Origin of the sequence: Actinosynnema mirum DSM 43827, from assembly GCF_000023245.1 — a bacterium.
Taxonomy (GTDB): domain Bacteria; phylum Actinomycetota; class Actinomycetes; order Mycobacteriales; family Pseudonocardiaceae; genus Actinosynnema; species Actinosynnema mirum.
This window is the reverse complement of record NC_013093.1, coordinates 5,705,615-5,719,733: the sequence shown is the minus strand read 5'-3', so window position 1 is coordinate 5,719,733 and position 14,119 is coordinate 5,705,615. Positions and strand designations below refer to the sequence as shown.

Annotated in this window: 11 protein-coding genes; 6 read left to right on the top strand and 5 right to left on the bottom strand. The window is 76.0% G+C overall.

The annotated features are described in order from the left end of the window. Nucleotides 1-38: 38 nt before the first annotated feature. The 3 genes from AMIR_RS23865 (at nt 39) to AMIR_RS23855 (ending at nt 5,262) form a co-directional block, all read left to right on the top strand. Complete coding sequence (locus tag AMIR_RS23865) at nt 39-1,565, top strand: MFS transporter (RefSeq protein ID WP_015803516.1); 1,527 nt, start codon at nt 39-41, stop codon at nt 1,563-1,565. A 29-nt stretch (nt 1,566-1,594) separates the two neighbouring features. Next, nucleotides 1,595-2,365 (top strand): DedA family protein, encoded by a 771-nt coding sequence (locus AMIR_RS23860; RefSeq protein ID WP_015803515.1) that lies wholly within the window; start codon nt 1,595-1,597, stop codon nt 2,363-2,365. Between the two features lie 128 nt (nt 2,366-2,493). After that, on the top strand, nt 2,494-5,262 hold the full coding sequence (locus AMIR_RS23855) for an AfsR/SARP family transcriptional regulator (protein ID WP_015803514.1): 2,769 nt from the start codon (nt 2,494-2,496) through the stop codon (nt 5,260-5,262). A gap of 40 nt (nt 5,263-5,302) precedes the next feature. On the opposite strand, the gene AMIR_RS23850 is transcribed toward AMIR_RS23855, so the two are convergent. From AMIR_RS23850 to AMIR_RS23835, 3 genes are all read right to left on the bottom strand, one after another. Continuing rightward, nucleotides 5,303-6,736 carry an FAD-dependent monooxygenase gene (locus AMIR_RS23850; RefSeq protein WP_015803513.1) on the bottom strand — a complete coding sequence of 478 codons (1,434 nt, stop codon included), beginning with the start codon at nt 6,734-6,736 and terminating at the stop codon, nt 5,303-5,305. Nucleotides 6,737-7,523: 787 nt separating this feature from the next. After that, nucleotides 7,524-8,795, bottom strand: coding sequence for a YeeE/YedE family protein (locus AMIR_RS23840; protein WP_015803511.1), 1,272 nt, complete (start codon nt 8,793-8,795; stop codon nt 7,524-7,526). A gap of 91 nt (nt 8,796-8,886) precedes the next feature. Then, nucleotides 8,887-9,780 carry an SDR family oxidoreductase gene (locus AMIR_RS23835; RefSeq protein ID WP_015803510.1) on the bottom strand — a complete coding sequence of 298 codons (894 nt, stop codon included), beginning with the start codon at nt 9,778-9,780 and terminating at the stop codon, nt 8,887-8,889. A gap of 78 nt (nt 9,781-9,858) precedes the next feature. Here AMIR_RS23835 and AMIR_RS23830 point away from each other — a divergent pair, with 78 nt between their 5' ends. Next, entirely contained in the window at nt 9,859-10,422 is a 564-nt protein-coding gene (locus AMIR_RS23830; RefSeq protein WP_015803509.1) for a TetR family transcriptional regulator, read from the top strand. 9 nt (nt 10,423-10,431) lie between these two features. Here the strand turns inward: AMIR_RS23830 and AMIR_RS23825 are convergent, their stop codons facing one another. Both AMIR_RS23825 and AMIR_RS23820 read right to left on the bottom strand, forming a co-directional pair. Further along, entirely contained in the window at nt 10,432-11,286 is an 855-nt protein-coding gene (locus AMIR_RS23825) for an amidohydrolase family protein (protein ID WP_015803508.1), read from the bottom strand. After that, nucleotides 11,286-12,011, bottom strand: coding sequence for an SDR family oxidoreductase (locus AMIR_RS23820; protein WP_015803507.1), 726 nt, complete (start codon nt 12,009-12,011; stop codon nt 11,286-11,288). Before AMIR_RS23820 ends, AMIR_RS23825 begins: the two co-directional genes overlap by 1 nt. A 123-nt stretch (nt 12,012-12,134) precedes the next feature. Between AMIR_RS23820 and AMIR_RS23815 the strand changes: the two genes are divergently transcribed. Beyond that, a complete protein-coding gene (locus AMIR_RS23815; RefSeq protein WP_015803506.1) occupies nt 12,135-13,007 on the top strand; it encodes a LysR family transcriptional regulator in 873 nt (290 codons plus the stop codon). 95 nt (nt 13,008-13,102) lie between these two features. Further along, entirely contained in the window at nt 13,103-14,053 is a 951-nt protein-coding gene (locus tag AMIR_RS23810; protein ID WP_015803505.1) for a DNA topoisomerase IB, read from the top strand. Nucleotides 14,054-14,119 lie beyond the last annotated feature (66 nt).

Genomic DNA, 14,119 nt, shown 5'->3' with positions numbered 1-14,119 from the left:
ATTGAAAACTACACCGACTGGTCGGTACAGTTTTTGACGTGTCCCCGTCCGAGATCACCCACTCCCCGCTCACGGCCCGCCGCCGCTGGGCCGCGCTGGCGGTGCTGGCGCTGGCGGTCCTCGTCATGGCCGTCGACGGCACCGTCCTCTACCTGGCCGTGCCCTCCCTCACCGCCGACCTCGCCCCCACCGCCACCCAGGTCCTGTGGATCGGCGACGTCTACTCGCTCGCCCTCGCCGGCCTGCTGCTGGTCATGGGCAACCTCGCCGACCGCGTCGGGCGCAAGCGGCTGCTGCTCACCGGCGCCACCGCGTTCGGGCTCGCCTCGCTGCTGGCGGCGTTCGCGAACAGCCCGCAGGCGCTGATCGGCGCGCGGCTGCTGCTGGGCGTCGCGGGCGCCACGCTGATGCCGTCGACGCTCTCGCTCATCCGCACCGTCTTCACCGACCCCGCCGAGCGCACCCGCGCCATCGCGATCTGGTCGGCCGCCGCCGGTGGTGGCGCGGCGCTCGGACCGCTGGTCGGCGGAGTCCTGCTGGAGCACTTCCGGTGGGGCTCGGTCTTCCTGATCAACGTCCCGATCATGGCCGCGCTGGTGGTCGCGGGCGCGTTCCTGCTCCCCGAGTCGCGCGACCCCGCGCCCGGCCGGTTCGACCTGCTCTCGGCCGCGCTGTCGATGGCCGCGATCGTGCCGCTGGTCTACGCGGTCAAGCACACCGTCAGCACCGGCGTCGACGACTCCGGCGTCCTCGCGCTGCTGCTCGGCCTGGCCGCCGGGGTGGCGTTCGTGCGCAGGCAGCGCGGCCTGGACACCCCGCTGATCGACGTCGACCTGTTCCGCGGGCCCGCGTTCAGCGGCGCGGTGTTCTCCGCGTTCATCGCCATCTTCGCGCTCACCGGGCTGCTGTTCTTCTTCTCCCAGTACCTCCAGCTGGCGCGCGGCTACAGCCCGCTGCAGGCCGGGCTCGCCGAGCTGCCCGCGACGCTGGCGTCCATCTCGGTGGTCGCGCTCGTCGGCTGGGTGCTGGCCAGGCTCGGCGCGGGCCGGGCGATCGCCACCGGGCTCGCGCTGGTCTCCCTCGGCCTGGCCGGGATCGCCGCCGCCGAGGGCGCGGAGAGCTACCTGTGGCTGGGGCTGGCGCTCGTGCCCGTCGGGTTCGGCGTCGGGCTGTCGCAGACCGTCACCACCGACGCCGTCGTCTCCGCCGTGCCGCCCCACAAGGCCGGGGCCGCGTCGGCGATCTCCGAGACCGCCTACGAGCTGGCCGTCGCGCTCGGCATCGCCGTGCTCGGGTCGCTGGTGTCGCTGCGGTACCGGTCGAACCTGGTCCTGCCCGGCGACCTCCCCGACGACCTCCCCGACGACCAGCGCGCGGCCGTCCAGGACTCGTTGGCCTCGGGCAGTTCGGCACTGGACGCGGACTCGCCGGTGCTGCACTCTGCACGTGAGGCGTTCACGGGGGCCATGCAGACCACCTCGCTCATCGCCGCCGCGGTGACCCTCGTCGCCGCGTTCGTGGCGTGGCGCACAATTCCGTCGGCGGCGGTGCGGCCTGCCGACTAGCTCGCTGTCCGGCCCGTGGGGGGAAGTCCGTGCACCATTTGACGGCGGTGTTCGACGTCGTGCTGCGCAGCGCCTGGTTGCTGCCGGTGCTGGCGCTGCTCATCGCGCTCGACGCGCCGGTGCCGATGCTGCCCAGCGAGTCGCTGCTGGTGGCCGCCGCGTCCGGGGCGTTCCACTCGCACGACGCGCCCGCCGTGCTCGGGCTCGCGCTGACCGCGATGGCGGGCTCGGTGCTGGGCGACTTCCTGGTGTACGGGCTGGGGCGCGGCTCGCACCGGCTGCTGCGCGTGCCCGAGGACGCCGGACCGGCGGGCTGGGTGCGGCGGAACCTGACGGACCGGCCGGTCGTGGTGTGCGTGGGCGCGCGGTTGCTGCCCGGTGGGCGGCTGGTGAGCACGGCGGCGTGCGGGCGGGTCGGGCTGCCGGTGCGGCGGTTCCTGCCCGCGACGCTCGCCGCGTCGGCGGTGTGGAGCGCGTACATGCTCGCGTTCGCCGCCGCGCTCGGGCCGTTCACCCACGGGCACCCGCTGCTGTCGCTGGCCGCCGGGCTGGTGCTGTCGGCGGTGACGGCGGGCGGGTTCGAGCTCGCGCGCCGGGTCTTCCGCAAGCCGGGTGCGGACGCGGACGGACCGGCGCCCGCCGACCGGACCGCCGCAGGGCCGGTCGCCGCTGGGCCGGTCGCCGCTGGGCCGGTCGCCGCAGGGCCGGCCGCCGTCGCCGCGATCGCCGCCGAGCCCAGCCCGATCGCCGCCGGGCCCGCCGCCCAGTCCGCCGCCGAACCGCCCCGCCACACCGGCTGAACCCGCGGCCCGCCTGGCCGGCCGCGCCCGCCAGGTGGCGCCTGCCCGACCGAGCCCGCCTGACCGCGCCGGTCCGACCGCACCCGTACGGCGGTTACGCTGACCGGCGAATCCGCAGGGGGGTACGGGTGCGCGTCGTGGTGCTGGGGCCACTGCTCGTGACCGCCGACGACGGCGCGGAGATCGAGGTCCGCGGCGCCCGCCTGCGCGCGCTCCTCTCCCGCCTCGCCGCCGATCCCGGCCAGGTCGTGCCCGTCGCCGGGCTGGTCGACGCGCTCTGGCCCGACGACCCGCCCGTCGACGCCGCCGCCTCCCTCCAGTCCCTCGTCTCCCGGCTGCGCAAGGCCCTCGGCCCCACCGCCGTCTCCTCGCACCCCACCGGTTACCGCCTCGACGTCCCCACCGACACCGCCGACGTCCGGCGGCGCCTGGCCGACCACGACCACGCCTCCGCGCTCGCCCTCTGGCGCGGCCCCGCGTTCCCCGACCTCCCGGCCGCGATCACCGCGCATTGGGCCGACCTGCGCCTCACCGCCGCCGAGCGGCACCCCGCGCCGGACCCCGCCCTGCTGGCGGACCTCGTCGCCGAGCACCCCGCCCGCGAGGGGCTGCGCGCCAAGCTGGTCCGCGCCCTGCACGCCCGTGGCAGGCAGACCGAGGCGCTCACCGCGTACGAGCAGGCCCGCAGCTGGCTCGCCGACGAGCTGGGCGCCGACCCCGGCCCCGACCTGCGCGCGGCGCACCTGGCCGCGCTGCGCCCCGCCCAGCGCGGCGCCCCGCCGGTCCCGCCCACCCCGCTGGTCGGCCGCGCGGACGACCTCACCCGGCTCGTCGACCTGACCGCCCGCGCCCGCCTGGTCACCGTCACCGGCTTCGGCGGCATGGGCAAGACCCGGCTCGCCCAGGCCGTCGCCGCCCGCGGCGCGCACCCCGTCCTGTGGGTGCCGCTGGAGTCCGCCTCCGACCCGGTCGACGCCCTCCGGCACGCCGTGGCGCGGGGCGACACCACCGCCGCCGTCCTCGGCGAGCGCCCCACCGCCGACCCGGTCGACCTGCTGCGCGCCGCCACCTGCCTGCTGGTGCTGGACAACTGCGAGCACCTGCTCGACCCCACCTCGGAGCTGGTCACCCGGCTGCTCGCCGCCGCACCGGACGTGCGCGTGCTGACCACCAGCCGCGAGGCGCTGGGCGTGCCCGGCGAGGCGCTGCACCCGCTGGCCCCGCTGGACGAGGACACCTCGGTCGAGCTGTTCACCGCCCGCGCCACCGCCGCCCGCCCCGACTTCGTGGTGACCGACGACGCCCGCCGGGTGTGCCGCGCGCTCGACGGCATCCCGCTCGCGCTGGAGCTGGCCGCCGCCCGCCTGCGCTCCCTCACCACCGCCCAGCTCGCCGACCGCGTCGACCAGCGCCTGCGGCTGCTCGACCGGGGGGCCAGGACCGCCGCCGCCCGCCACCGCACGCTGCGCGCCGTCGTCGACTGGAGCTGGGAGCTGCTCACCGGTCCCGAGCGCGAGCTGCTCCGCGTCCTGGCCGCGTTCCCCGGCGGCGCGGCGCTGGACGCGGTCGCCGAGGTGTCCGAAGTGGACGAGTGGGTCGCGCTGGACCTGGTGTCCTCGCTGGTGGACAAGTCCCTGGTGGTCGCCGACGGCGAGCGGTACCGGCTGCTGGAGACCGTGCGCGAGTACGCGGCGGGCGTCCCCGGACCCGACCACCGGCCCCGGCACGCCGCGCACTTCCTGGCGCTCGCCGAGACCGCCGAACCGCACCTGCGCACCGGCGGCCAGCTGCCCTGGCTGGCCAGGCTCGACGCCGAGCAGGCCAACCTGGACGCCGCGCTGTCCTGGCTCGTGCAGACCCGCGACGGCCCGCGCGCCCTGCGCATGGTCGCCGCCCGCGCCTGGTGGTGGGTCAACGCGCGCGCCCGCCCCGCCGAGGCCCGCGCGTGGGCGTCGGCCGTGGAGGGGTTCGCGGTCTCCCCGGTCACCCGGCTGCTCGCGGCGGGCGTGATCGCCGACGAGCTGCGGGAGCGCGCGAGCCCGCTGCTGATGTGCCTGGTCGACGCGGTGCGGTGGTGGCACTCGGCGGGCGCTGACCTGCTCGGCGCGCGGATGCGCGAGTCCGCCGACCCGTGGTCGCGCGGGATCGGCGTGCTGGTGCGGGGGCTGGCCGCCTACGAGCTGAGCGCGGGGCGCACCGAGGAGGCCGAGCGGTGGTACCGGCGGGCGCTGCGCGAGCTGACCGAGGTCGGCGACCGGTGGGCGATCGCGCTCGCGGGGGTGTCCCTGTCGCAGCTGCTGGGCAACCGGGGCGCGCACGCGGAGGCGCTGGCGGTGCTGGAGGAGGCGCGGCGGGCGTCCGCGGCGTTCGGCGCGGTGGAGGACGTCCTGGTGCCGCTGGCCCCGCTGGTGCAGTTCGCCAGGCTGCGCGTGCGCACCGGTGATCTCGTCGCGGCGCAGCGGGAGCTGGACCGGGCGCACGCCGTGGCCACCCGTCGCGCCGACCCGCTGGAGCTGGCCCGCGTCCACCTCGCGTCGGCCGAGCTGGCGCACGCGCGCGGCGAGCGGGCCGAGGCGGTCGACCGGTTCCGCGCCGCGCTCGCCACCGCCCCGCCCGACTCCCCGCCGCAGTTCCGCTCGACCATCCACAGTGGACTCGCCCGCGCGCTCCCTGCCGCGGAGGCCGGTCCGGAGCACGGCCGGGCGCTCGACGAGGCCCGCCGCTCCCCGGACGGGCCCGCGATCGCGCTCGCCTGGGAGGCGAGGGCGCTGTGGCTGCGGGAGGTCGGCGACCGGGACGGCGCCGCCGCCGCGCTGGACGAGGCCGAGCGGGCGCGGGGCGTGCTCGCGCTCGCCGACCCGGAGATCGCCGACCTCGCCCGCTGGGCCGGGCGCTGACCGGAACGCCTACTGGAACGCCGAGTGGAACGCCGACCGCTCAGCCCAGCACGCGCTTCAGGTAGCCGGAGATCACCTCGGGGTCGTGCGACACCGCGCCCACGTACCCGTCCGGCCGCACCAGCGCCAGCGCGCCGTCCGGCAGCCCGTACCCGGCGGCCACGTGCCCGTCCGGGTCCTCGATCCGGTGCGCCCGCACCCCGTCGTGCGCGGGCGGTTCGACGCCGAGCCCCAGCAGCGTGAAACCCGGCCCCCGCAGCAGGTCGAACACCCGCGTGCGGGTCCCGTCGGCCAGCGCGCACGGCGCGTCCGGCGCCCGGTCGCCGGGCTGGACCCCGTCGAGCCCGGACGGCTCCGCGAGCGGCCCCTCCCGGTAGCCGAGGCCGAGCTGGAGCAGCTCGTCGTCCCGCTTCCCGATCTTCATCTCGGCGGCCATCCTGCGGTGCGCCTCGGTGGTGACGCCCAGCAGCCACGCGGCGATCGGCAGCCGCTCGCCCTCGTAGCTGTCCAGCAGCGCCTCCGCGGCCTCGGTCGACAGCGCGCCGGAGAGCGCCGAACCGAGCTTCCAGCCGAGGTTGCACGCGTCCTGCACGCCGGTGTTCATGCCCTGCGCGCCCGAGGGGGAGTGGACGTGCGCGGCGTCACCCGCCAGGAAGACCCGGCCCACCCGGTAGCGGTCCACCATGCGCACGTTCAGCCGGAACAGCGAGGTCCAGGCCACCTCCCGCAGCACCAGCTCCGGCCGCCCGGTGCGGGTCGTCACGAGCTCCCGCAGCTCCGCCTCGGTCGGCGCGCCCTCCCGGTCGGGGGCGAGGTTCGCCTGGAGCTGGAACAGGTCCGTGCCGGGCAGCGGGCACAGCGCGAGCATCGAGGCGGGGTCGCTGCGCCACATGTGCCAGTGGTCGCGGTCGAGCCCGTCGACCACCACGTCGGCGACGACGATCCGGTGGTCCTCCAGGGTCTCGCCCGCGAACCCGACGCCGAGCCGCTTGCGCACCGGACTGCGCCCGCCGTCGCACGCCACCGCGTAGGCCGCGGTGATCTCCCGCCCGTCCACGACCGCGGTGACGCCGTGCTCGTCCTGGGTCAGCCCGGTGACCTCGGCGCCGTACTCGACGTGCGGCACGAGCGAGCGCAGCGCGGCCTCGGTGGCGAACTGCGGGATGACCAGCGTCCTGGCGTACGGGGTGTTCGGCGTGGGGTGGCGGCCCTCGTTGAGGTCGACCACGCGCGCCCGGTCGCCGTCGACCCAGCGCGCGGGCAGCGTGGTGGTGCCCGCCGCGAGCACCCGGTCGACGACGCCGAGGTCGTCCAGCACCTCCAGCGTGCGCGGCTGCACGCCCTTGGCGCGCGACCCGGTGAACGGCCCGGCCGCCCGGTCGACGATCCGGTGGCCGACGCCGCGCCGGGTGAGGTCGGCGGCGAGCGCGAGCCCGGTGGGGCCCGCGCCGATGATCAGTACCTGGGTGTCCATGCGGATCACCCTGCGCGGCCCCGCTGCCACGGCGCTGCCGGCGCGCTGCCACGGGACCGGCTGCCGCTGTCACGACGAGGTCGGTGCAGTTCAGGGTGCTTGCGGTAGGGCGTCAGCCGCCGCGATCGCCTCGTCCAGCAGCTCCCGCGACCGGGTCAGGTCCGCGATCACCCGGTTCAGCCGGGCCAGCCGGGCCAGCGACTTCCTGATGGTGTGACCGAGGTGCTTGCGGGTACGATGACGAGTGTTCGTCGCTTGAGGCGAGGGTTTCCTCGGGCTGGGTTCCATCCATGCGTACCTGATCGCGATAGCGGTCATCCTGCTTTGCACTCACGTCGCTTCCCACATCAACACCAAGCGGGCAGACAGTGAGCGTCGAGGAGGTGGTCACATGACGCTTCTCGTGAGCGTTGTACTCCTGACCTTTGCGGGAGTCGGATCGAACTGGGTAGCGGCAACGCTGCCATCCTGGCCTGAAGCGACGAACACCGTGCTTGTCCCTCCGACTGCCACCGCGTGATGCCCTCCTGGCTCGTCCAGGTCCTGCCCTGGTCTTCGAGCTCGCCACGGCGTTCTGGGTCGACTCGAACTGGCGGCGTCCGTGAACGCATGATCCGGACCTGGTCGAGCGGCTGCGCGCGGGCACCCCGGTAAACCAGGTGCGCGACGGGTACCTGATGTACGTGGGAGGCCCCACCGGGTACACCGACTACCTGACGCTCGCTGGAAAACGCGACGAGGGCCGGTCCCCCGACACGGGAAACCGGCCCTCCGCAACGGAAAACCGTCAGCAGACGCTGTCCGCGGCCTTCGGCACGCCCAGCCCGAACAGCGGTCGCAGCCGCAGCCCGATCCACGTGCCGCCCAGCGCGAACAGGCCCCACAGCCACCCGTGCAGGCTGCCCGTGGAGATCCCGCCCAGGTACGCGCCGATGTTGCAGCCACCGGCCAGCCGCGCGCCCACGCCCATCAGGACCCCGCCCAGCACCGCCGCGAGCGCCGTGCGCCACGGGATCGAGGTGTGCAGCTTCCACGCGCCCGCCAGGGCCGCCGCGATCGCCGCGCCGATCATGATGCCCACGTCGGTCAGCGTGGTCTTGTCCGTCCACACCGACCCGGCCAGCGCCTTGGCGTTCGACGCGCTCCGCCAGAACTCCCACGTCTCCGGGTGCAGCCCGATCAGCTGCAGGAACTTCGCGCCCCACAGGGCGAACGCGAACGTCACGCCCCAGATCCCGCCCGACACCAGGAACACCGCGCCCGCCAGCACGCCCAGCACGACCGCGCCGACCAGGAGCGGCCACGAGCCGCGCAGCACCCGCGCCAGGCCGGTCGCGGTCGGCGCCACGTCCGCGGGCGGCGGGTTCCGGCGCTTCTGCACGAACCAGGTCGCCAGCACGATCAGCCCCAGCGCCGCGATCGTCAGCGCCCACGAGCCGAACCAGCCCACGTGGTCCGACAGCAGCACGCCCGGCACCGAGGGCCAGCCGTCGAACACCGGGAACGCGGCGGTGTAGACCACCGAGCCGACGATGAAGCCGAACAGCGTCAGCAGGATCGTGGACTGGCCCGAGCCCACCGCGAACAGCGTGCCGGACGCGCACGCGCCGCCCAGCTGCATCCCGACCGCGAACAGCAGCGCGCCCACGAACAGCGCCAGCCCGATCGGCCCCGCGCTCGCCCTGGGCGCCGACCCGAACAGCCCGGACCCGGTGGACACGATCAGCGCGACGAGCGTGGCCGCCGTGCCGAGCAGCAGCGAGTGCGCCCGCACGCCCGCGCCGTTGCCGACCGCGACCAGCTGCCGCCACGCCGAGGTGAACCCGAACCGCGAGTGGAACAGGGCCAGGCCCAGCCCGAGGCCGAGCAGGAGCAGCACGCCGGACTTCGCGCCGTGCGCGGTCCACACGTAGCCGGTGAGCGCCACCGCGATCAGCGAGGCGACGGCGAGCGGGACGACCCGCACCGGCTCCTCGGGCCGGGGGACGGGCGCGGCGCAGGACGTCGGGAAGGTGGGGAGCCTGCGCTGGTCGGAGGGGGTCTCAGTGGTCGTGGACACCGGGCGAATCCTATTCGCCGTCCTAACGACCGGTAGCCCCGTTCACATGCTGGGAAGCCCGGCCGCGGCAGGCCCGGTCGGGGGAACGCCGTCAGCGGGTGTACGCGCCCGCCGCGATGTCCGCCAGCAGGGTCGGCCCGGTCGGCTCCCAGCCGAGCGACTCGCGGGTGAGCGCGCTGGAGGCGGCCATGTCCAGCGCGAAGAACCCGCCGATCCAGCCGAAGTGCCCCGCCACGTCCCGCGGCGCGACCGACGCGACCGGCAGGTCCAGCGCGGCCCCGAGCGCCTCGGCGATCTCCCGCGTGGTGATCCCCTCCTCGGCCACGGCGTGCAGCCGCGACCCGGCAGGCGCCTTGGTCAGCCCGAGCGCGACCACCCGCGCCGCGTCCCGCACGTGCACCGCCGCCCAGCGGTTCGACCCGTCTCCGGGGTGGCCGGACACGCCCTTCGCGCGCGCCACCGAGGCGAGCACGTCGACGAACCCCCGGTCGCCGACGCCGTGCGTGGTCGGCGAGAACCGCACCGCGACCGCGTGCACGCCCCGCGCGACGTGCTCCAGCAGCAGGTTCTCGCTGCCGCCGCGCGCCGAGTCCGGGCCGTGGAACGTGGACGGGTCGTGCTCGGTGGCGAGCCTGCCCGGCGCGACCTCGGCGAGCCCGGAGGCCAGCAGGAACGGCTTGCCGGTGCCCTCCAGCGCCGCGCCGAGGGTCGCGGTGGCGGCGCGCTCGGTGGCGTTGGTGGCCGCCAGGTTCCCGAAGTCGTGCTTGTTGGCCAGGTGGACGACGGCGTCGGCCTCCAGCGCGCCCGTGCGCAGCCCGTGGTGGTCGTCCAGGTCGCCCCGCCGCGCGAGCGCGCCCCTGGCCTCCAGCCTCGCGGCGGACGCGTCGGACCTGGCCAGCCCGACGACCTCGTGCCCGTCCGCGATCAGCTCGTCCACGACGGCGGAGCCGATCCACCCCGACGCCCCGGTGACGAAAACCCGCATGTCCCGCTCCCTCGTGATGACAGTGGCTGACATGAGCGTACCGGCTATGTCAGTCACTGTCATCACTAGACTCGGGGCATGGCGCGATGGAAACCCGGAACCCCCGACCGGCTGCAGGAGGCGGCGCTGGAGCTGTTCGCCACGCGCGGCTTCGAGCAGACCACCGCGCAGGAGATCGCGCAGGCGGTCGGGCTGACCGAGCGGACCTTCTTCCGCCACTTCAGCGACAAGCGCGAGGTGCTGTTCCACCGGCAGGACGAGTTCACCGACACCTTCCGCGCCGGGATCGCCCTGGCCCCGCCGGACGCCCCGCCGATCGCGGTGATCGCCTCGGCGCTGCGCTCGTCCGCCGACTTCTTCCCCGACGACGCGCGGCCGTGGAGCCGCAGGCGGCACGAGGTGATCTCGCACTGCCCGGCGCTGCGCGAGCGGGAGCAGCACAAGCTGGTCGTGCTCGCCGGGGTGCTGGCGGACGAGCTGCGCGCGCGGGGCGTCGACGCGACGCGGGCCGCGCTGGCGGCCAGGACCGGGGTGGCGGTGTTCCAGACGACGTTCGAGCTGTGGCTCGCCGAGGGCGAGGAGCGGGCGCTGGACGTGATCGCGGTGGAGGTGCTCGCGCAGCTGCGCGAGGTGCTGGGCTAGGCCCCGCCGTCACGGCCGCGCGGGCCAGCCCAGGACGCGCCTGGCCGTGCCGCCGAACAGCGCCGCCCGCTCGGCGTCGCCGAGCCCCGACCGGTCCAGCAGGTGGTGCAGCGCCTGCGCGTGCGAGTGCTGCCCCTGGTACGGCGGGACCGGCGGGAAGCCGCGCAGCCTGCCGGACACCCGGTGGGCGTCGCTGCCCCACAGGCAGCGGTCCGCGCCGAACGCCGACAGCACCCGGTCCAGGTGCGGCCACACGTCCCGGTACGGGTAGGGCCCGGTCGACAGCGTCGGCGCGCCCGACAGCTTCACCGCCACGTTCTCCAGCCCCGCCAGGGCGAGCAGGTCCGGCAGCCCGCCCCACGGCGGGTCACCGGCGGGCAGGTACGGCGGCTGGTCCAGGCCGAGGTGGTCCACGACCAGCCGCAGCGACGGGCGCGCCCGCGCGAGCTCCCCGATCTCCGGCAGCAACCCGCCTGCCAGCACGCTCACCGGCACACCGCGCCGCTCGGCCGCGTCGAACAGCCCGTCGTACCCGCCCGACCGCAGCCGCTCGGCGTTCTCCGGCGGCCAGGACAGCACCAGCCGCACGCCCAGCACCCCCTCGGGCGCCTCGCCCTCCTTGGACACCTCGCCCCCCTCCCACGGCGCGATCACCGCCACCCGGTCCGGGTGCCTCGCCGCGATCTCCAGGCACTCGTCCACCGGTGCCACCCCCGGCACGGCGACCAGCACCGCCGCGTCCACCCCGGCCGCGTCCAGCTGCGCCAGCAGCAGCTCGGCCTGCAGGTCCCGCCGGGACGCCTCGCCGTGCGGCCAGTCCAGCCGGGGCGAGGGCAGGTGCAGGTGCGCGTCCACGACCTCCATCACGCCCCCAGCCCGCTTCCGCCCGCCACGACCAGCTCCTGACCGGTCACGTACCCCGCGCCCACCAGGTAGCCGACCGCCTCGGCCACCTCGCGCGCGGTGCCCGGTCGACCCAGCGGGACCCGGCCCGCGTACTCGGCCAGCGCCTCGGGCGGCAGCCCGCCCTTGGCCCAGATCGGGGTGTCGACCAGCCCAGGGCTGACCGCGTTCACCCTGATCCGGCGCGGCGCCAGCTCCAGCGCCAGCGACGGGACCGCGCTCAGCAGCGCGCCCCGGCTCGCCGCCGTGAGCGCCCCGCCGGGGATGCCCGACCGCACGCCCGCGCCGACCGTGAACACCACCGACGCGCCGTCCGCGAGCAGCGGCAGGAGCCTGGCGAGCGTGAGCAGCTGCCCCCTGGTGTTGACGTCGAACACCTCGGCGTACGCGGTCTCGTCGACCTCCTCGAACGGCAGCGAGCGGGTGATGCCCGCGTTCAGCAGCAGCACGTCGAGCGCGCCGAAGCGCTCGCGGACCTCCTCGGCCAGGCGGTCGGCGTCGGGCAGCGAGCGGGCGTCGGCGCGCCGGACGACGACGTCGTCCGGCAGCTCGCGGCGGGCCGCCTCCAGGGTCACCGGGTCGCGGCCGGTGACCACGACGCGGTGGCCGCGCTCGTGCAGCAGCCCGGCGACGGCCCGGCCGATGCCGGTCGTGCCCCCGGTGATCAGCGCAGTGGGATGGGACAAGGTGGGTACTCCTTCCTCGAAGGGTGCTGCCACCACCCTGAACCCGCAGGTCAGGGCACGTCCAATGCCGATCGCGCACCGGCTGTTCCCGGATCGGCATCACCGCCGGTCTAGGCTCTGGCCGTGCCCGCCCCGGACCTGGACCTGCGCCTGGTGCGCTGCTTCACCACCGTCGCCGAGCACCTGCACCTCGGTCGCGCTGCCCTCGCCCTGCACACCACCCAGCCCGCGCTCAGCAGGCAGATCAGCAGGCTGGAGCGGCAGGTCGGGGCCCGGCTGCTCGACCGCTCGCCGCGCGGCACCGCGCTGACCGAGGCCGGTCGGGTGTTCCTGCCGCGCGCCCTCGCGCTGCTCGACTCGGCCGCCGAGGCGGTCGCGGGCGCCCGCGCCGTCGGCCGGGACCGGATCACCGTCGGCTACGGCGTCAACCTCATCGTCACCCCGGCGGTCGCCGAGCTGCGGCGGCGGCACCCCGGCGCGGACGTGCGCGCCCGGCACGTCGAGTGGGACCGGGTGCGCTCCTCGCTGCTGGAGCGGCGGGTGGACGCGGTCGTCGCCCGGCTGCCCCTGGACGACGACGGCCTGCGGGTCGTGGTGCTGCGGGAGGAGCCGAGGGCGCTGCTGGTCCCGACCGGGCACCGGCTGGCGGACCGGCGGTCGGTGACCCTGGACGACGTGGCCGACGAGCCGATGCCGAGGGTCCCCGACGAGCGCTGGAACGCGTTCTGGCGCGTCGACCCCAGGCCCGGCGGCGGGCCCGCGCCGGACGGGCCGCTCGTGGAGTCGGCGGAGGACAAGGCGGAGCTGGTCGCGTCCGGGCAGGCCGTGGCGATCGTGCCGGGCGGCGAGCACCTGCGGCGGGTGCGGCCCGGCCTGGTCGCGGTGCCCCTGGAGGGCGTCGAGCCGAGCCGCGTCGCGCTGGCCACGCGTGCGGGGGAGCGCGGCCCGCTGGTCGCGGAGTTCCGGGAGCTGGCCGCCACCCACCTGGTCGGCTGACCCGCCGGGGACGGCGCCCAGGCGTTGATCACCTGTTCGGGCGAGACCGGTCCCGCGCGGCGTTTCCCCCGACGCGGCACGGGTAACAGCAGCCGGTGAGACTGCGCCGCAGCACCCCCGGCGGGCCGGGTTTCGGACGACGTCGCCGGGGCGGCGGGTTCGGGTACGCCGACCAGGACGGCGCCCGCCTGACCGACGCCGAGCACCTGGCCCGGATCAAGGCGCTGGTGATCCCGCCCGCCTGGCGGCAGGTGTGGATCTCGCCGCACCACAACGGGCACATCCAGGCCGTTGGCGTGGACGAGGCAGGCCGCAGGCAGTACCTGTACCACGAGGCGTGGCGGCGCGAGCGCGACGAGGAGAAGCACGCGCGCGTCCTCGCGCTGGCCCCGCTGCTGCCGGAGTTCCGCGCGCGGATCGCCCGCGACCTGCGCGGCCGGGACCGGGCGCTGCCGCTCGCGCTCACCCTGCTGGAGCGGGGCGCGTTCCGGGTCGGCGGGGAGAGCTACGCGGAGGACAACGGCTCGCACGGCGTCGCGACCCTGCTGTGCTCGCACGTCACCGTGCGCGGGTCCGCGGTGGACTTCCGGTACCCGGCCAAGAGCGGCGTCCGGTTCACCGCGACGGTCGAGGACGACGCCGTCGCGCGCACGGTGCGCCTGCTGCTGCGCGGCCGGAAGCGGCGGGACCGGCTGCTGGTGCGCAAGGACGGCGGGCAGGTGCGCTCGGACGACGTCAACGTGCGGTTCAAGGAGCTGGTGGGCGAGGAGTTCTCGGTGAAGGACCTGCGGACCTGGCACGCCACGGTCGTCGCGGCCCGCGCGTTCGCGGCGGCCGGTGATCCGGGCGCCGAGCGCGGTCGGCGGCGGGTGGAGGCCGAGGTGATGCGGGAGGTCGCGCTGCGCCTGGGGAACACGCCCGCCGTCGCCCGAAAGTCCTATGTGGACCCCAGGCTGGTGGAGCTGTTCCGGGCCGGGAAGGTGCTGCGGGTGCGCGGGAAGGGGCGGGAGGCCGAGGAGCTCGCCGTGCTGCGGCTGCTGCGCTGACCCGAGCGTGACAGCCCCCGTGAGCGACAGCGCCGCCACCGGGTCGAGAACCGGTGGCGGCGCTGC

Coding starts and splice junctions, on each gene's coding strand:
- AMIR_RS23850 (WP_015803513.1), bottom strand. CDS start 6,736: ATGGACACCCAGGTACTGATCATCGGCGCGGGCCCCACCGGGCTCGCG.
- AMIR_RS23835 (WP_015803510.1), bottom strand. CDS start 9,780: ATGCGGGTTTTCGTCACCGGGGCGTCGGGGTGGATCGGCTCCGCCGTC.
- AMIR_RS23830 (WP_015803509.1), top strand. CDS start 9,859: ATGGCGCGATGGAAACCCGGAACCCCCGACCGGCTGCAGGAGGCGGCG.
- AMIR_RS23825 (WP_015803508.1), bottom strand. CDS start 11,286: ATGGAGGTCGTGGACGCGCACCTGCACCTGCCCTCGCCCCGGCTGGAC.